Source organism: Streptococcus sp. ELY_125, assembly GCF_058314535.1.
In genome coordinates this window covers 1-17,591 of record NZ_JBZFUM010000008.1, presented here as the reverse complement: position 1 = coordinate 17,591, position 17,591 = coordinate 1, and the positions used below count along the sequence as shown (strand labels likewise).

Annotated in this window: 17 protein-coding genes; 3 read left to right on the top strand and 14 right to left on the bottom strand. The window is 42.4% G+C overall.

Annotation, left to right across the window (positions count from 1 at the left end):
• Positions 1–4 precede the first annotated feature (4 nt).
• The 10 genes from AC4HAL_RS04775 to AC4HAL_RS04730 form a co-directional block, all read right to left on the bottom strand.
• Positions 5–475: an arginine repressor gene (locus AC4HAL_RS04775; RefSeq protein WP_447453145.1), complete on the bottom strand. Its 471-nt coding sequence runs from the start codon at positions 473–475 to the stop codon at positions 5–7.
• A complete protein-coding gene (locus AC4HAL_RS04770; protein ID WP_491093216.1) occupies positions 462–1,289 on the bottom strand; it encodes a TlyA family RNA methyltransferase in 828 nt (275 codons plus the stop codon). The genes AC4HAL_RS04775 and AC4HAL_RS04770 overlap by 14 nt, the downstream gene beginning before the upstream one ends.
• On the bottom strand, positions 1,282–2,148 hold the full coding sequence (locus tag AC4HAL_RS04765; protein ID WP_491093215.1) for a polyprenyl synthetase family protein: 867 nt from the start codon (positions 2,146–2,148) through the stop codon (positions 1,282–1,284). The genes AC4HAL_RS04770 and AC4HAL_RS04765 overlap by 8 nt, the downstream gene beginning before the upstream one ends.
• On the bottom strand, positions 2,141–2,365 hold the full coding sequence (locus AC4HAL_RS04760; protein ID WP_447453142.1) for an exodeoxyribonuclease VII small subunit: 225 nt from the start codon (positions 2,363–2,365) through the stop codon (positions 2,141–2,143). The genes AC4HAL_RS04765 and AC4HAL_RS04760 overlap by 8 nt, the downstream gene beginning before the upstream one ends.
• Positions 2,340–3,683, bottom strand: coding sequence for an exodeoxyribonuclease VII large subunit (gene xseA / locus AC4HAL_RS04755; RefSeq protein WP_491093214.1), 1,344 nt, complete (start codon positions 3,681–3,683; stop codon positions 2,340–2,342). The genes AC4HAL_RS04760 and xseA overlap by 26 nt, the downstream gene beginning before the upstream one ends.
• 309 nt (positions 3,684–3,992) lie before the next feature.
• Complete coding sequence (locus tag AC4HAL_RS04750) at positions 3,993–4,826, bottom strand: hypothetical protein (RefSeq protein WP_491093213.1); 834 nt, start codon at positions 4,824–4,826, stop codon at positions 3,993–3,995.
• A gap of 292 nt (positions 4,827–5,118) precedes the next feature.
• Positions 5,119–5,331, bottom strand: a complete 213-nt coding sequence (locus AC4HAL_RS04745; protein ID WP_447453139.1) for a YdbC family protein — start codon at positions 5,329–5,331, stop codon at positions 5,119–5,121.
• A 46-nt stretch (positions 5,332–5,377) separates the two neighbouring features.
• Entirely contained in the window at positions 5,378–6,667 is a 1,290-nt protein-coding gene (locus AC4HAL_RS04740; protein WP_491093212.1) for a peptidase U32 family protein, read from the bottom strand.
• Positions 6,668–8,741: 2,074 nt separating this feature from the next.
• Positions 8,742–8,975: a hypothetical protein gene (locus tag AC4HAL_RS04735; protein ID WP_491093211.1), complete on the bottom strand. Its 234-nt coding sequence runs from the start codon at positions 8,973–8,975 to the stop codon at positions 8,742–8,744.
• A 103-nt stretch (positions 8,976–9,078) separates the two neighbouring features.
• Positions 9,079–9,321, bottom strand: a complete 243-nt coding sequence (locus AC4HAL_RS04730; protein ID WP_491093210.1) for a hypothetical protein — start codon at positions 9,319–9,321, stop codon at positions 9,079–9,081.
• 196 nt (positions 9,322–9,517) lie between these two features.
• Here AC4HAL_RS04730 and AC4HAL_RS04725 point away from each other — a divergent pair, with 196 nt between their 5' ends.
• The gene (locus tag AC4HAL_RS04725; RefSeq protein ID WP_491093209.1) at positions 9,518–10,516 is read left to right on the top strand and encodes a GIY-YIG nuclease family protein; all 999 of its coding nucleotides are present in this window, start codon (positions 9,518–9,520) and stop codon (positions 10,514–10,516) included.
• A 41-nt stretch (positions 10,517–10,557) separates the two neighbouring features.
• Here AC4HAL_RS04725 and AC4HAL_RS04720 read toward each other — a convergent pair whose 3' ends face one another.
• A complete protein-coding gene (locus AC4HAL_RS04720; RefSeq protein WP_491093208.1) occupies positions 10,558–11,451 on the bottom strand; it encodes a LysR family transcriptional regulator in 894 nt (297 codons plus the stop codon).
• Positions 11,452–11,610: 159 nt separating this feature from the next.
• On the opposite strand from AC4HAL_RS04720, the gene AC4HAL_RS04715 reads away from it, so the two are divergent.
• Positions 11,611–13,233, top strand: a complete 1,623-nt coding sequence (locus AC4HAL_RS04715) for a malolactic enzyme (protein ID WP_491093207.1) — start codon at positions 11,611–11,613, stop codon at positions 13,231–13,233.
• Between the two features lie 23 nt (positions 13,234–13,256).
• On the top strand, positions 13,257–14,528 hold the full coding sequence (locus tag AC4HAL_RS04710) for a 2-hydroxycarboxylate transporter family protein (RefSeq protein WP_491093206.1): 1,272 nt from the start codon (positions 13,257–13,259) through the stop codon (positions 14,526–14,528).
• Positions 14,529–14,610: 82 nt separating this feature from the next.
• On the opposite strand, the gene AC4HAL_RS04705 is transcribed toward AC4HAL_RS04710, so the two are convergent.
• The 3 genes from AC4HAL_RS04705 to AC4HAL_RS04695 form a co-directional block, all read right to left on the bottom strand.
• Positions 14,611–14,862: a hypothetical protein gene (locus AC4HAL_RS04705; RefSeq protein ID WP_447453150.1), complete on the bottom strand. Its 252-nt coding sequence runs from the start codon at positions 14,860–14,862 to the stop codon at positions 14,611–14,613.
• A gap of 675 nt (positions 14,863–15,537) precedes the next feature.
• A complete protein-coding gene (cshA, locus tag AC4HAL_RS04700) occupies positions 15,538–17,094 on the bottom strand; it encodes a degradosome RNA helicase CshA (RefSeq protein WP_491093205.1) in 1,557 nt (518 codons plus the stop codon).
• A 229-nt stretch (positions 17,095–17,323) separates the two neighbouring features.
• Positions 17,324–17,591, bottom strand: a 268-nt coding sequence (locus tag AC4HAL_RS04695) for an LPXTG cell wall anchor domain-containing protein (RefSeq protein ID WP_491093204.1), incomplete at its 5' end; no start/stop codon positions are given.

Genomic DNA, 17,591 nt, shown 5'->3' with positions numbered 1-17,591 from the left:
TCAATCAATGGTGTTGTTTTATCCAAGCTGTTAAATTCTGGCGCAGAGCAGCAGCAAATCCAGCTGATTTCAACACGATTAAGATACTATCGTCATCAGCAATAATACTAAAAATCTCTTCACCATACTCCTGCAGCAAAAGCCGCTTAAGATAACGCGTATTGCCCGGTACAGCAGAAATACTGATCATCTGCTCTAAGCCTGCGATATTATCGGACAGACTAATAATGGATTCGCAAGCCTGCTGCAAGGGGGTCATTAATTTTCTGGCCGATTCTTTAGACAGGCCGTAAACATATTTACCTGATTTACTAGGTACTTTAACAATGCCAAGATTGTTGATATCGCGGGAAATCGTTGCTTGAGTAGATTTGAGACCATGAGCTTCCAACATGGCAACAAGGTCATGTTGGGTTTCAATTTCATTTTCTAAAACAATTTGTCGCAGAAGTTCTAAACGTTCATGCTTCTTCATTCTTTTTAAATTCCTCGTGTGCTTTTTCTACTGTTGGTAAGATGGCATCAGCTGCTAGATTTTCAGGGTTTTGTGAGCGCTCCAGATCCATTAAAAATTCAATATTGCCATGACCACCTTGAATGGGAGAAAAATCCAGCCCCCTAACTGTAAATCCGAAATCGACAGCAAAGGCAGCCACAGTTTCTAAAACGTTTTGATGGACAGCTGGGTCCTTGATAATGCCATTTTTACCAACCTGTCGGCGCCCTGCTTCAAACTGCGGTTTGACTAGGGCAACAAGGCGGCAGCCTTGTGAGAGCAAGGCAGCTAAGGGCGGTAAAATAAGACTGAGCGAAATAAAGCTAACATCAATACTAGCAAAACTAGGCAAGCCGCGACTAAAATCGTCGGATTTAGCGTAGCGGAAATTATACTGCTCCATACTAATAACACGCTGGTCCTGTCTAAGTTTCCAAACGAGCTGGTTAGTACCAACATCTACTGCATAGACCAGTTTAGCTCCATTTTGCAGCATAACATCAGTAAAACCGCCAGTTGACGCACCTATATCTAGGGTAATTAGTCCCTCAACTGCGATATCAAAAATCTCTAAAGCCTTTTCCAGCTTAAGACCACCGCGGCTAACATATTTAAGGACTTCGCCTTTCAGCCTAAGTTCAATATCATCAGAAATCTTTTCTCCGGGTTTATCAAAGCGCTGACCATCTGACACAGCGACGACCAGACCTGCCATAACGCCGCGTTTAGCCTGCTCTCGGGTAGCAAAGAGACCCTGCTTATAGGCTAGTACATCTACTCGTTCCTTAGGCATGCAACCGCAACCTTTCTATCATCCTTATAATTTTATCCGGAACAAATCCCTTACTAACTTTTAGTTCTTGCAAAATAGCAATAGCTTGGTTGAGGGATTCCTCCAAGAGATGGTAAGATCTATCTAGGCCGAGCAGGCTTGGGTAGGTTGATTTTTCAGCCATCAAGTCCTTTTGAGGCGTTTTGCCTAAGTCTTCAAAACTTGCTGTCACATCTAAAATATCATCCCTGATTTGAAAGGCCATACCAACTAGAATCCCAGCCTGTTCACACTGCTCCTGAGTCGCGTCGTCTTGGTTAGCAAGAATGGCAGCGGCTTTAAAAGGATAAGCAAGAAGCTTCCCTGTTTTGTTACGATGAATAGCCGACAGTTCTTCAAATTCAAGCTGCTGACCTTCACCCTCAATATCCAGCACCTGACCGCCCACCATACCAAAGGTGCCAGAAGCTTGAGATAGATTTTTAATCAAGGCGATAGCCATATCCTCTGGTAAATCAGCCTGCGCCAATAAGCCATAAGAATCTAAAAAGAGGCTGTCGCCAGCTAAGATAGCTGTGGCTTCGTCAAACTGCCTATGGTTGGTGAGACGTCCGCGTCGATAATCATCATTATCCATAGCAGGTAGATCATCGTGAATCAGACTACCAGTATGAATCATTTCCAAAGCTGCAGCAACCTGATAGTGGCAAGTTTTCAGCTCAATACCGAAACCTTCAACAATGTCCAGCAGCATCGAGGGACGAATCCGCTTGCCGCCAGCATCAATGGAGTAAAAAATAGCTTCTATTAGTTTATCAGCAACCGGCTCACGCTCATAATAGCTACGAATAGCCTGATCAATCTTTTGGAGCTTAGTCATCACTATCCATTTCTACTTCGGAACCATCAGTCTGCATGACCTTAACAAGCGTTTCCTCTGCCTCAGACAAGGTTTTTTGTAAATCTTTTGAGAGCGTCATCCCTTTTTGAAATTCTGCAATAGCCTTTTCCAGAGGAACATCACCATTTTCCAGCTTGGTAACAATCGCTTCTAATTCCTGTAAATTTTCTTCAAATGTCTTCTTTTTGCTTGGCATTTTTTACCTCTACTTCTAGTTCCCCATCTTTCATCTCTAAGTTCAGAGCCATTCCTATCGCTGCCTCTTTAACACTAGTAATCGGTCTGCCATCTTTTTGCACAATAGCATAGCCCCTTGCGACGATTCGGCTAGTATCTAACGATAAGAGTGCATCCTGAGCCTTTTCAAAACGAGCCAGCTTACTGTCATATTGATTGGCCATATTAGATTTCAGCAAGCGCTCTTGCTGATTGAGGCGATCCTGAAATCGCTCCAACTGACCTCGCAAATCCAAGCTGTTTAAGCGATGAGCCAACAGGAGTTGCTCCTGCTGATTCTGCCTCAAATAGCTGCGTGTTAAGTTGAACAACTGCTCTCGCAAACGATCCAGTTTTTGACTGTGAGCATCATAAAGTCGCTCAGGCTGGCGAAAAATAACCGAGCGGCTGACCTGCAAAAACCTGTCTTCCTGCTGTTTAATGTGACGCTGTACTGCTTGATAGGCACGATGACTCGCTTCCTGAAGCCAAGAAAGAACATCAGCCTTTGTGACAGGGGTAGCCAATTCAGCTGCTGCTGTCGGTGTTGCCGCTCTGTGATCAGCCACATAGTCGGCGAGGGTAGTGTCTGTCTCATGTCCGACACTTGAGATGACTGGCAGTCGGGATTCAAAAATAGCCTGAACAACAATCTCCTCATTGAAAGCCCAGAGGTCCTCAATAGAACCGCCACCACGTCCAACAATTAGTAAGTCTAGGTCTTCTCTCTGATTAGCCTTAGCGATATTATCGGCTACTTCCTGCGCGCTGCCTTCTCCTTGAACTTTTGTAGGAAAAAGTAAAACGGCAACACCTGGGAAACGCCGGCGGATAGTCGTAATAATGTCACGAATCACAGCACCGCTGGGACTCGTGATGACACCAATTTTCTTAACAAACTGTGGGAGGGCTTGCTTATGCTCAGCTGCAAAGTAGCCCGTCTGGGTCAGCTTCTTTTTTAGCTGTTCAAACTGGACAGCCAAAGCACCAATGCCATCAGGCTCGGCTCTTTCGATAACAATAGAGTAAGTTCCATTAGGAGCATAGAGCTGAACGCGGCCGACAACATTGATTTTCATTCCCTCTTCTAAATCAAAACCCAGCTTACGAAAGACACCAGCCCACACAGTAGCCTGAATAACAGCATGCTCATCCTTAAGAGAGAAATATTGGTGATTGGGACGCTTGCGGAAATTGGATACTTGACCAGTCAGGTAGACTCTCTCTAAATAGGGGTCGCGGTCAAACTTAAGTTTTAAATATTTAGTCAGGGAACTGACCGACAGATAATCCGCCACCAGCCTACCTCCATTCTTTTAATTTGTAATAAGTGTTAGTTTATATTATACCAAATTTTAAAGAAGGGAGCTATGAAATAGATACAGCTTTTACTGGACACTTTCATAGCGTTTGAGAATCTTATGATAGATCCTTATTTTTATGATATCAGCTCCGTTGGTCTTACCCTTCCTAACTCAAAAGGTCTGTGAGATCTTTTGAGCTGTCTAAGACTCATCACCTCATCGGATTTATCTTCAAAGTACATTAGCACTAATATTAATCGCAAAAAGCCAGCGGAAACACCACCGGCTTTTTGCTAATATGGTTTAGTCTTCCTTTTTAAGGACATTGCTATCGTCATAAGTATACTTGCTGTAGTCAATAGCCTGACCTGCCTGGGACTGCCAGAGAATCGGATAGAGTTCCTTGCCACCAGAACCCAGTTTATAGCCCAGTTCAGAAACTGCGGTACCGTTGGACTGTTCGGGGGAAACCACTCCAGAATACTCAACGATTCTAAAGGTCGTATCATCAACTGGTAGCGTTGATGTAACAACTCCCGAATTTTCAGTGTAGCTTCCATCACTGAGCTCAGTCGTGACAGTCACAGTGCCATCTTCGCTGAAAGTCAGAGTTATTTCGGCCCCTCCTTGTTGGCCTGACCAAGTACCAATGAGATTTTTAGGAAAAAGCTCTGTGTCTCCTAGCTTATTGTCCGCTTCCTCCTTGGAACTCTTGGCTACATCTGATTTCTGTTGAAAAGCGGCCTTGGCTGCTGCCTCGTTTTTAGCTGCTCGATTAGCTGCATTGATGTGCAAGATAACAAAGAGAACAACCAGCGCTAATCCAGCTATACTAGCTATCAATATAAATAGTTGTCGTTTTTTCTTACGCTCTTCTTCTTCTGCTTGCACTCGCATATCACGTCGAATCATAGCCACCATCTTCCTCTCTGCTAGAATATACTTTTGGTACTCTCCCTTGGCGCGGTCCAAAAGAAACTGGATTTCATGACGGGAGTTTTCATCTTCGGATACCCTCAAGGCCTCGTGCAGACGATAGACCCTATCTTCCAATTCTTTTTTGACCTGTGGGTCGCCCAAGCCTCGAACTCCACTTTTCCCGATGGCCCGTCTATAATCATCTTCAAACTCTCTCATCTGACTCCTTAATGACAAGGCTGCTAATCCTTACTCAAAAATATTCCATGCGGAAATTGGTAAAATAATCCCCACTCTTATTTTCTCATATTGTAACCTCTTTCAGAAAGCTTTGTCAAGCTAATACTGCAAAGGTCAGCCTAGTGGCGAAAAAATTTTTAGCCTAGGATAATACCTAAAGACATTTGACTAAAAGCCAAATATGATAGAAGTTACCGCCTTTAAGCTTCCCTAATAAAAAAACTAGGGTCAGCCCTTCGCTCTATAAGCAAAGCAGCAACCCTAATCCTATTTAATTTTTAAAAGCGTCAACAAGAACTTGAAATTCTTCGTTGGTCAGAGTGATACCCTTACCCATTTTAGTATGATCAGGGCTCCACGCACGAATATCATACTTGGCCGGAGCACCATTAAAGCTAACGCGATTAAGCTCTTTGGTCCAACCCTTGTCATTTTCAGAGAGGACCAAGAGTTTTTCTTCAATTTCAAATGTAAATTCTGCCATATTTGCTCTTCCTCCTGACTGTTTATTCGTAAAAGTTTTCCAAAAATCAGGCCCTAACTGTTTGGCTGCTGCCGTCTTCCTTATAGAGATTGACGAGACCTTCCTTGCAGGCACGAACCATGTCACCCGGCTGAACTGCTTGAGGAACCGTGATCGTCAAAAGTTCCATAGGATTTGGTGCCCGATCAATTTTATTTCCCTCAGCATCGTGGAGATCTTCGATATTGGTTTCAAAATGGCGGAAACCTGGACCGTAAAATTCAACATGATCCCCTTCCTTGATAACATTACGCTGACGAATGGTAGCTGTCATCGTTTTTTCATTAAAGGAAACGACCTCAGCGATAAATTTATACTGCGGAATTTTGCGGCGGGCGCCGAAGAGCTGCTCATGTTCTGTAGGAGTACTGTAGTAGAAGCCCGTTGCCAATTCACGTTGGGCAACCTTCCAGAGTTCATCAATCAAATCATCCTTGATAGCTTCGAATTTTTCTGGACTCTCCATATAGGCATCTACCGCGGCCTTATAGCAGTTTGTTACAGTTGAAACGTAATGGATCGATTTCATCCGGCCTTCAATCTTTAAGCTATCAACGCCATTTTCAATCATGTCAGGAATATGTTCAATCATGCACATATCAACCGCTGACATGGAGTACTCTTCAGGAATTTCCCCCTTGAGGCTGCGACGCTCCTGACCAAATGGCATATCGTAAAGATCGTATTTCCAGCGGCAGGACTGTGAACAACCGCCGCGATTGGCATCGCGGTGGCTCATGTGGTTAGATAAAGTACAGCGACCTGAATAAGAAATGCACATAGCACCGTGAACAAAGGCCTCGATTTCAACATCTGTACGGCGGCGAATCTCAGCCAGTTCTTCCATATTGACCTCACGCGCCAAGACGACACGAGTCAGGCCATAATTGCTCCAGAATTTAAAAGTTTCGACATTGGTCGCCGACGCTTGGGTCGACAGGTGAATATCCAGACCCGGCGCTTCTATCGCACAGATTTCAATCAAGGCTGGATCCGATACGATAACGGCATCGAGACCCATATCACGCAGCTGGCGGAACCAGTCGCCGGCTCCTTGTTCATTGCCTTCATGGGTTACCATGTTAGCGGCCACATAGACCTTGGCTCCATGTTCATGAGCAAAATTGATGCCTTCTTGCATATCCTCCATGCTAAAATTCCCAGCACGACTGCGCAGTCCATACTGCTGGCCGCCGACAAAGACCGCATCGGCCCCGTAGAGAACGGCTACTTTTAATTTTTCCAAAGTCCCTGCAGGTGACAAGACCTCTGGACGTTTTTTGATACTTGTTGACATGATCTATCTCCTAGACAAGCTGTTAACCATCGCTTGTCATTATTCATTTTTCAGCTCTTTTATTTTAAAGCAAATTCCCTTAAAAATCAAGAAAGCAAGGAAGGTCAGAACATCAGCAAGACTAAGAACAATAAGCAAAAAAGGAACCCAGCTTCCCACTAGATTCCAAGTACCATATCATTAGCTTTCTTGTGTAGATAATTAGCTATCTTGAGGTCATCAAAGCTAATCTTCACAACAAGTTATTTTGGTTTTTTCCAATTCATCAATTGTATAATTATCATGACAACTAGTGGTGCTATAATAGCTCCCGTAATGCAATATTCCATATTACCCTCAACAATTCAGTAAATAATTCACTCCTCCACCAATTCCGCCGGCAACTGCACCATGTACGGCAATGATCGTCGATAAGTGCTAAATTACATTGATTTATTCATGCAACCTCTCAACTATAACATTAGCCTAAGACCAAAACAGTTCATAAAGAGCCAACAAAACTGTTATCAACAAGACCGATGTAGAAGATAAGGCTTTGAGTTTCTGGTTTTTAGAAAACCTTATAAAAATCGTATCTAAAATAACCAAAGTTATCCAAAGGATAAAAATAATCACATATTTCATAACTAATTAGTCAAACAATCTCCTGCTTTGTATCCTAAAACTGCACCACTTACTCCCTCAGTAACACCACCTGCAATAGCTCCGAAAGTCTTCATTCCTATTCCTTCGCTATTTTAATAACTCTAAAATAAGACAAAATTCTTCTTGCTTTGAATAGTAAAACAACCTGGCAGCTGTTCATTTTAACTTGTCGCCTAAAAACTTAAGAAAGACAACACGAGAGAGCTATGATCCTCTCTCGTATCTAACTTATTCGACACCTATTACAGTTGACAAAGAGTCAAAAGGATGGACTTCATAACTATTTTATAAAGTACAAAATTATTGACGTTAGTTATCTGAACCCTTTACTGCAAAAAAGTAAGAAGATTGACAGCCATAATTACGATAAAAGATAAAACTGCAAACAGTTTACTATAGGACCAAAAGGTCATCGTCCATATTATAGCTACTACTAGAAATAGGAATAGCGTATACCATCTTCTAAACTTAGTATTAAATAACATATCAGTTCCCCTAGTTATTCTTCGAATGCATAATATGCAGCGGCACCAGCCATACAAAGAGCCACTCCCCATAAAGAGCTGCTCCGACAGGAATAGCAGCAGTCATTGCTCCAAGTGCACCCCCCATTCACCAAGAAGATATGAAGCTGCAAATCCAAGTCCATTAAATTCACCTTCTAAATTTGCTAGCATATCTTCTTTTTCAAAATTTCTGTAACCAAGAGATGAGCTATCTTATCTAAAATTCTACTACTTACTGAAAAAAAGAAAATAGACTATTACGAAGATAGAAGCTAAGATATTAACAAAAAAAGCAATTATTTTAGCGAGTTTTAAAAGAATCTCAGTTTTTATTACCAATAATCCAATCTGCATTATTATAGCAGTATCCTGTCGTAAGCCCCATATTAATAGCGATAACTCCTATTGCTAAGGCTGCTAGTACATGCTGTCACATTCCGCATTCAAATGATCCAGCTCCTAACGACTCTGAATCATTATCAAAAGAGCCCAGACGCCATGATGGAGACGGGGGAGTAGCATAAAAATTTACTGAATTTTGATATCATGATTTTAGCTTTTTTATCATGATAGATTGTAAAATAAAGTGCAACAAAAAAACTGAAGACATTGCAACTATGATTAATGCAAATATCACTGTTGCCACTATTCTTTGACTTGATCAGATAAATACAAAATCAACGATAGCAATTATGAACCAAGATAGTAATTTTATAACTCTTCTCATTTTATATTTTTAATCATTTTTTGACAAAAGTAGGAAGACATTGGTAACCATCAATGCTAGAAATAAAATGATCGAAAAAAACTTTGAAATAGGCCATAAAAGGAAAGTTAGAGCAAATGTACTCACTGTTAAAGCCAGTAACCTTGCAATCTTTTCTTGAGTACTCTTCTTTTCCAACAAAATTGCTCACCTCTTATTATTCTTGAGAGTAGGCATACTCAGCAGCCATCGCCAGCCCTTGTGCTCCTAGGTATAGCCAACCAACAGGAGTCCCAGCTGCTAAACAGGCTGCAGCACCAAATCCTAATGAAGTAGCCGCTGCAGTTAGTACTCCTACTGTATTGCCACCTCCTGAAAAAGAGGCCATAAAGTCTGCGTCTGCGATTTCGAAGTCATCAAAAGCTACTGTGCCTAATGTTGTTATATTCATAATAAAATTTTCTATTTTCTCCTTATAATTAATCACTTTCTATAATTAGGCATATTTATATCTCACTACTAGTATTTAGAATTTCATAATCCCAGCTAAATTTTTAATCTTTGTTCAAATAATATATTTCTAAACCAGTTGATACTCCTTGAGCAGTTAATAACATTAAAGTTGCTGGAACACTGACTGGTGCTGCAGTGAGAGCCATAGCACCGAAGCCAATTGAAGTGGCAGCACTCAACAACGCATTACCCCACTCAGCACCACCATCTACATTTGAGAGAAAGTTTCCATCCACCACCTCAAAATTATCAAAAGCCATCGAATCCAAACTTACTGTGTTCATAGAAAGTTCTCTTTTTAAAAAATTACGCAGTCATTGTAGCGCTTAAAATTTACTTATGCAAGGAAAATTAGAGTGAATTTGTAATTTTTAATACAAATAGTAATCATTCGAAAATAAATAATGATTTTTTCTGATAATTATCATCTGTTTCATTCTCACCTTCTCTTCACTATCAAATCATGCTATAATGATTTCCATGGCAAAGAAAAATCTGCTTAAAGGAGAGCGCATTGATCAGCTCTTCTCTACTGATGTTAAAATTATTCAAAACAAGGAAGTTTTCAGCTACTCTGTCGATAGTGTCTTGCTGTCACGCTTTCCAAAGTTCCCGTCTAAAGGTTTGATTGTCGATCTCTGCAGTGGCAACGGCGCCGTCGGTCTCTTTGCCTCAACCCAGACCAAGGCCAAAATCCTAGAAATTGAACTCCAAGAACGACTAGCTGATATGGGACAGCGATCGATTGAGCTCAATGGCTTAACTGAGCAAGTCACCATGATTAATGATGACCTAAAAAATCTCATGGATCATGCTCCTCGCTCAAAAGTGGATCTTATCCTCTGTAATCCTCCCTATTTCAAGGCAACCGAAACCTCCAAGAAAAATGCCAGTCAGCACTATCTTTTAGCCCGTCACGAGATTGCGACTGACCTTGAAGAAGTTTGCCAAATTAGCCAGCAGGCACTTAAAACCAAGGGGCGGTTGGCAATGGTGCATCGGCCGGAACGTTTTTTAGAAATTATCGATACAATGAGACGCTACAAACTGGCTCCCAAACGGATCCAATTTGTCTACCCCAAGACTAATAAGGAAGCTAATATGCTTTTGATTGAAGCTATTAAAGACGGCTCTATCGACGGTATGAAGTTCCTACCCCCACTCATTGTCCATAAAGATAATGGTGACTACACTGATAAGATTCATGACATTTACTTCGGTAAGGATCACAAGGCTTATATGTATGTGTTGGAATGTGCTGACGGCAGTCTCTACACCGGCTACACTACTGACTTGGACAAGCGAATTGCAACTCATAATGCTGGTAAAGGCGCCAAATATACTAAGGCGCGACTCCCTGTCAAACTTATCTACTCGGAAACCTTCAATCACAAAAATGCTGCCATGAGAGCCGAAAGCCTCTTTAAACAAAAAACTCGGCAGGAAAAACTAGATTACATAGCGGAACATACTGAATAAGAGCAGGAGAAGCCTGAGCAATTGCTTGTCCTGCTCTTATTTTATACGTTAGTTTTATCAATCTGCTCTAAAAGAGTGATAAACTCTTGAATGACTGGAGAGAGCACAGCCTGTTTAGGATAGGCGTAGCTGACATGAAAACTGACATTATCGTCATCTATAAGAGGGATCTTGACCAGACCTTCTAATTCTGAAAAGAGGAGAAAGTCTGTCAGCAGGGTAATGCCAAGATTTTCTTCAACCATCTGTCCAATAATGGCGACCTCACTCAATTTTAGAAAGATATTAGCGCCTCGTTGGTATTTATCATTCAGGTAATTAAAGGCCTCTAAATGCGTATGCCCTTCATCCAGAATAAGGAAGGGTTCATCTAATACTTCACTAAAGGAGACAGCCTGCTTCTTGGCCAGAGGGTGTTTTTCCGATACGATAATGTAAAAAGGACGCTGGTAGAGCTCCTTCGTAACTAGCTTAGGATGTTCCAAGGGGTGCAGACTTCCGATAAGGCTGAAATCCAAATCGCCAGCTATTAGCTGCGATAGCAAATCAACTGAGCCACCGCCCAACATTTGCATTCTAGACATAAAATTTAGGCCTGCTCCTTTATGAATAAGCTCTGATAAAATTCGTGCTCTGATAATAGGAGGAAAACCAACCTTAACTTCCTGATGACTAACGCGTGCTATCTCTTTTTGAGAAATCGCCAGTTCTGCTAGAATAGCTTCAATATGTTTAGCTAGAATCCTCCCTTGCTGGGTTAAAATGACCGAGCGGTGAGAAGGATCCTTGACAAACAGTTCACAGTTAAAGTAACTTTCTAATCGCTTGACAGCGTAGGTAATGGTAGGCTGACTGACCTTGAAAGACTGGGCGACTGCCGTAAATGAGTTTAACTTAGATAACTCCTGAAAATACTCTAAATCCCTGATATTCATACAGAACCTCCACTCTTATCATTGTAGCACAAAAGGTTGTCTTATAAATAAAATTTATGATAAGATGAGCAGTTGACTATAAGAAGGCGGCACTCCTATAATAAGGTCGCTCTTTGCGAGGAGCATTACTTATCATTATTTATTATAGAGGAGAATAAAATGCAAGCACACGATATTTTAAACAATCCCTTTTTGAATAAGGGAACTGCCTTCACTATGGAAGAACGTAAGGAACACGGTCTGATTGGTCTCTTACCACCTTACGTACAAACCATTGAAGAACAGGCAGATCAAGCTTACCAGCACTACCTACAAAAACCATCAGATCTAGAAAAACGTCTCTTTTTGATGGAAATTTTCAATACCAATCGCACCCTTTTTTACTATTTGTTCAATCAGCATATCGTAGAGTTTAATCCTATTGTTTACGATCCCACAATTGCAGATACTATTGAAAATTACAGCCAACTTTTTGTTGATCCTCAATACGCGGCCTACCTTGATATTAACCACCCTGAAAATATTGAAGAAACCTTGAAAAATGCTGCTGGTGACCGTGATATTCGTCTAATTGTAGCAACTGATGCTGAAGGTATCCTTGGTATCGGTGACTGGGGCGTACAAGGAGTTGATATATCTGTCGGAAAACTCATGGTCTACACTGCGGCTGCCGGTATCGACCCTGCCTGTGTCATGCCGCTGGTTATTGATGCCGGTACCAACCGCCGTGAGCTTTTGAATAATCCTATGTATCTGGGCAACCGTCATGAACGGATCCGCGGCCAACAATATTACGAGTTTATTGACCAGTTTGTCCAAACAGCTGAAAGACTCTTTCCTAAACTCTACCTCCACTGGGAGGATTTCGGCCGCTCCAATGCTGCTACTATTCTTGATAAATACAAGAATGACATTCCAACCTTTAATGATGATATCCAAGGTACTGGTATCGTTGTACTTGGTGGTATCTTTGGCGCCCTTGATATCACTGGCGAAAAATTGACTGATCAAGTCTACCTCTGCTACGGTGGTGGTTCTGCCGGTGCTGGTATCGCTTCTCGAGTTCATGCTGAAATGGTCAGCGAAGGGTTGTCAGAAGAGGAAGCCTACAAGCATTTCTTCATGATCGATAAGCAGGGTCTTCTTTTTGACGATATGGATGATCTCACTCCAGCTCAAAAACCATTTGCTAAGAAGCGCGCTGACTTTGAAGGTTCCGACAATATGACCAATTTGCTTGACGTCATCAAAACTGTTAAATCAACAATCTTGGTCGGTACTTCTACCGATGCTGGTGCCTTCACCAAGGAAGTTGTCCAAGCTATGTGTCAAAATACCGAACGTCCGGTTATCTTCCCAATCTCTAACCCAACTAAAAAATTGGAAGCAACTGCTGAGCAAGTGATTGAATGGTCTGATGGTAAGGCCTTCGTAGCAACAGGTGTTCCTTCCGGTACTGTTACTTATAAGGACGTCGATTATCAAATCGGTCAAGCCAACAACGCCCTTATCTATCCAGGTCTCGGACTTGGTATGTTAGCCTCAGAAGCCAAGCTCTTGACTGATGAAATGATTGGGGCCGCTGCTCACTCACTCAGTGGTTTGGTCGATCCGGGTCAGCCAGGGGCACCCGTTCTTCCACCATTTAAGTATGTAGCTGATGTTTCTATTAAGGTAGCTGAAGCCGTTGCCAAAAAAGCGCAAGAACAGGGCTTGGCCCAAGCAAAGGAAACTGATATGGCTAAGGCTGTCCGTGACCTCAAATGGTACCCTGATTATTAAGTAGTTGGAGGCTCTTAGCTATTATGAAAAAATTAAACGATATTAAAATCTCCGGTCTTGGTCTCCCCCTCTATATGGGTTTGATCATCATTTTAGCTATTACCATCTGGATGGGGAAACTTCCTTTTAATATGTTAGGAATTACCTTCATGCTCATCCTTTTAGGGCACCTCTTCTACTTCTGTGGGGAAAAATTGCCTATTTTTAACACCTACCTCGGTGGTGGTTCTGTTTTTACCTTGATTGTGGCTGCCCTGCTTAACAGTCTTCATATCATGCCTAAGGAACTGGTTAAAGCTACGGGAACTTTTATGCAAGATTGGGGTTTTCTAGACTTCTATATTGCTGCCTTGATCTGTGGAGCTATCCTAGGCATGAACCGCAACCTCTTGGTTAAGGCTTCGGCTCGCTTCATCCCAATCTCACTCGCTACTATGGTCATTGGCTTCTTCGCTACAGGTACTATGGGAGCCCTTCTTGGTCAAGGCTTTGGTCACTCTGTACTTTATATCTCTATGGCTCAGATGGCTGGAGGTATGGGAGCTGGTATCGTACCGCTTTCTAAAATCTATGCTAGCCAACTCCATGTCCCTGCCGGTCAAATCCTTAATCAGTTGGCCCCCGCAACGACTCTGGGTAACCTATTTGCCATCATCGGGGCTATCTTTCTTGCTAAAGCTTTCGTCAATACCAAGTACAACGGTCACGGTGTTCTGATCGAAGTTAATAAGGAAGAGCTTGAAAAACCAAAATTAAGGCTTGATGCTACTAAGATTGGCGTTGGCCTCATGCTTGCCTTTGGATTGTTTCTCATCGGTGTTATCCTCAACGCCTTTATTCCAAAGATCCACAGTTACGCCTTTATGATCATCATTGTCTTTATCTTGAAAGCAACTGATGCCGTACCAAAAGCACTTCAAGACTGTGTTGTTATGTTCAACCAAGTCGTCATGACCAACTTAACCCATGCTGTTTTGGCTGGTATCGGTTTGGCTATGATGGACCTATCCAAACTAGCACAGGCCATGACTTGGCAATTCCTTATCCTTAGCTTAACTTCGGTAATCGCCATGGGACTGGCCAGCTGGTTCCTCGGTAAAATCTTTGGTCTCTATCCAGTCGAAACAGCCATCGGTGCAGGTATGATTAATAATTCAATGGGGGGTACTGGCAATATCGCTGTCCTCTCAGCTGCTGATCGTATGGAAATGATTGCCTTCGCCCAGATGGCCAACCGGCTCGGCGGGGCTATTATTCTGATATTAGGTGGTATTCTCATTCACTTCTTTAGCTAAATTATCCTGTAAACGCAAAACGAGGCAGATTACTCAGAAAATCTACCTCGCTTTTTCTATGTTAATATGCCCAGTGAAGTTTCTATTGGCTACGACTGAGAGTGAATACTCCGTGGTAGCCGGCTTCTTTGGACATGTTATCGGCCGTAAAATCTTGGTCTGGTTGAACCTGCCAGAAGACAGGCTTAATGGTATCACCATTGACGGATACCCCATAGCCAAACTTGACTGGGCCACCAGTGCCACCGAGTTCAGCACCCGGTAACAAGTAGTTAGCCTGATCAGCAGGACTGATATCTTGGTAGAGGTATAGGCCAGGTGAAATTTCTCTCAAACTGCCAACTGTAAGACTGAGAGCGGTTTGGTCAACCGCCACATCAATCTGACCATTTTCCTGAAAGGTCATGGTAACTGCATAATTGCTGACAGGAGTCTGACCCTGCCACGTACCTACTAGATCACTGGAAATAATCTGGCTCTGATTCTGACTAGAAGACTGATTGTTATCACTATCATTGGTACCTGATTGGCTGGAGCTAGATACTGAACTACTCTTGTTCTTAGGCTTTTCTGCCGAATGATTTGATGATTTATGACGTATAGAATTTTGAGGGCTCCTTGCCTTTTGGTTACTATGCGTTGTAGTCGTGGATTGATTGATGAAAATAAAAGCGATTAAAGCTATCAAAACCAGACCTAAAAGTGTGCCTCCCCATTTCCAAAAGGAGGTTTGTTTTTTGGAATGATGTAAATCATGACGCGATGGCATAGAGATCACCTCCCCAATAATATCTTTAAAAAGTTATAACCTTCTACGCCTATATTATACTTATTTGTAACTATTTTTGTAAACGCTTCCAGCTCATTTTAATAATATTTAAAGGTTCTCTCAATTCCTTCTTAAAAACTTTCAAGAGAGTAGGAAAAAAATAAAAAGGTCCCTCAGCTGTGCATACATGTACACAATGGCTGAGGTGCCTTTTAATTATACAACAAGAAACAAATGGACTTATCTGTCACCTTTATTGCGGATAACGAAGCCATTTTTCTTTTCACTTGAAGTGCGGTGGGGACGTTTATTGTCCTTTTTTTCGAAGTCTTTACGATTTTTATTGGAGACCCGCTTAAAGTCGCGTCGACCATTGTTATCCCGGCGATAACGATCTCTACCGCCACTGCGGTGATTATTATTACCGCGACCGCCTTTGCCCTTATGACTACCAGACGGTTTAAAAGGTAGTGGTTTTTCACGACTAATTTCGACTTCTGGCATTGTCTCAGGATCCTGCACGGTGAGGCTAAGGATATAGAGAGCCAGCTCTTCTGGTGAAAATTCAGCTGCTAATTTAACAGCGTCACCCTTAAATTTTTCAAAGTTAGCTCGAACCGCTTCATCCGCGAAATCGCGCTCAATCTTTTTAAGAGCCACACGTTTTTTTGCTTGAAAGGCCTCCTCGGCTGTAGCCGGTTTTAGTCCCTTCATACGCTTGTTCGTCAATTTTTCAATGATAGACAGATAGCCCATTTCATTTGGTGACACAAAGGTGATAGACTGACCTGACTTACCGGCACGACCTGTCCGCCCAATGCGATGGACATAGCTTTCAGGATCCTGTGGGATATCATAGTTATAAACATGGGTCACACCTGAGATATCCAGTCCACGGGCAGCCACATCGGTTGCAACTAGGATATCAAGGTTATCATTTTTAAAATCGCGGATAACTCGCAGGCGTTTGTTCTGATCTAAATCACCATGAATACCTTCTGCGCGATAGCCACGCAGCTTTAACCCGCGGGTCAATTCATCAACACGACGTTTGGTACGACCAAAAACAATAGATAATTCCGGCTGATCAACGTCAATAAGGCGGGTCATCGTATCGAACTTTTCCTGCTCTTTAACTCGGATATAAAATTGTTCGACCTTGTCGCTGGTCAATTCTTTAGCAGCAATTTTAACGTGCTCGGGCTCTTTCATAAATTTCACACCGATACGCTTGATGGCATCAGGCATGGTAGCTGAAAAGAGAAGGGTTTGACGTTCTTCAGGAACATGGCTGATAATAGCCTCGATATCCTCAAGAAACCCCATATTAAGCATTTCATCAGCTTCGTCAAGAATCAAGGTCTCAACCGTATTGAGCTTAAGAGCCCGACGTTTGATTAAGTCCAGCAGACGTCCCGGTGTACCAACGACAATATGGGCACCTGAACGCAGGGCTTTAATTTGTTTCTCAATGCTAGATCCCCCATAAACTGAACGAACCTTGACGCCTTTTTCACGGCCAAAGCGGAAGAGCTCTTCCTGACTCTGTACCGCTAATTCACGCGTTGGCGCAATAACTAAAGCTTGAATCGCTTTATTTTCAGCATCAATTTTATTGAGGGTTGGCAAACCAAAAGCAGCTGTCTTACCTGTTCCTGTCTGTGCTTGACCGATGACATCCTTGCCCTCGAGGGCTAAAGGAATCGTCAGTTCCTGGATAGGAGAAGGCTCGACAAAACTTGCTTTGTCAACGGCTTGCAGAATATCTTCTGCTAAATGTAATTCTGTAAATTTCACTTAAATTCTCTTTCTAAAAACAGTGCGAGGCTGTCTTATAAAACCTGTAATATATAATAATTGCACTTTAGTGCAACTTATTTAGTATACCACGTTATGGGTAAAAATGATAGTTTCTATATAGAAAAATGTTTAAACTCTAGCCACTTCTAATAAAAGGCAGCTGCCAGAGCTGCTAATGGGACCTTAAAAATAAGAAGCAGAGACTAGATCTGCTTCTTTGGTTTGATTAAGCTTCCTTCTTACGACGCATCCCTGCCAAACCAAGACTAGCTAAAATCGCACTCAAGCCTAAGAGCGGCAGATAAGCACTCTCCTTGCTGCCCGTCTGTGGTAAAAGACTGGCCTTCGCTGGCTGCGGTGTTGCGTCCCCAAGGTAATAGCTCACAGTTAGCGGCAGACGGTTACGATTTGGTGCCGGCGGCGTAGGATCAGCCGGATCCTCCGGTGTCGTCGTCTTAACCGTATTCGAACTGTAAGTTACACCGTTAATCGTA

What these genes read in the sequence shown, in the direction of transcription:
- AC4HAL_RS04775 (WP_447453145.1), bottom strand. Translation starts at nt 475, where the DNA reads ATGAAGAAGCATGAACGTTTAGAACTTCTGCGACAAATTGTTTTAGAA.
- AC4HAL_RS04770 (WP_491093216.1), bottom strand. Translation starts at nt 1,289, where the DNA reads ATGCCTAAGGAACGAGTAGATGTACTAGCCTATAAGCAGGGTCTCTTT.
- AC4HAL_RS04765 (WP_491093215.1), bottom strand. Translation starts at nt 2,148, where the DNA reads ATGACTAAGCTCCAAAAGATTGATCAGGCTATTCGTAGCTATTATGAG.
- AC4HAL_RS04760 (WP_447453142.1), bottom strand. Translation starts at nt 2,365, where the DNA reads ATGCCAAGCAAAAAGAAGACATTTGAAGAAAATTTACAGGAATTAGAA.
- AC4HAL_RS04750 (WP_491093213.1), bottom strand. Translation starts at nt 4,826, where the DNA reads ATGAGAGAGTTTGAAGATGATTATAGACGGGCCATCGGGAAAAGTGGA.
- AC4HAL_RS04745 (WP_447453139.1), bottom strand. Translation starts at nt 5,331, where the DNA reads ATGGCAGAATTTACATTTGAAATTGAAGAAAAACTCTTGGTCCTCTCT.
- AC4HAL_RS04740 (WP_491093212.1), bottom strand. Translation starts at nt 6,667, where the DNA reads ATGTCAACAAGTATCAAAAAACGTCCAGAGGTCTTGTCACCTGCAGGG.
- AC4HAL_RS04735 (WP_491093211.1), bottom strand. Translation starts at nt 8,975, where the DNA reads ATGAATATAACAACATTAGGCACAGTAGCTTTTGATGACTTCGAAATC.
- AC4HAL_RS04730 (WP_491093210.1), bottom strand. Translation starts at nt 9,321, where the DNA reads ATGAACACAGTAAGTTTGGATTCGATGGCTTTTGATAATTTTGAGGTG.
- AC4HAL_RS04725 (WP_491093209.1), top strand. Translation starts at nt 9,518, where the DNA reads ATGGCAAAGAAAAATCTGCTTAAAGGAGAGCGCATTGATCAGCTCTTC.
- AC4HAL_RS04720 (WP_491093208.1), bottom strand. Translation starts at nt 11,451, where the DNA reads ATGAATATCAGGGATTTAGAGTATTTTCAGGAGTTATCTAAGTTAAAC.
- AC4HAL_RS04715 (WP_491093207.1), top strand. Translation starts at nt 11,611, where the DNA reads ATGCAAGCACACGATATTTTAAACAATCCCTTTTTGAATAAGGGAACT.
- AC4HAL_RS04710 (WP_491093206.1), top strand. Translation starts at nt 13,257, where the DNA reads ATGAAAAAATTAAACGATATTAAAATCTCCGGTCTTGGTCTCCCCCTC.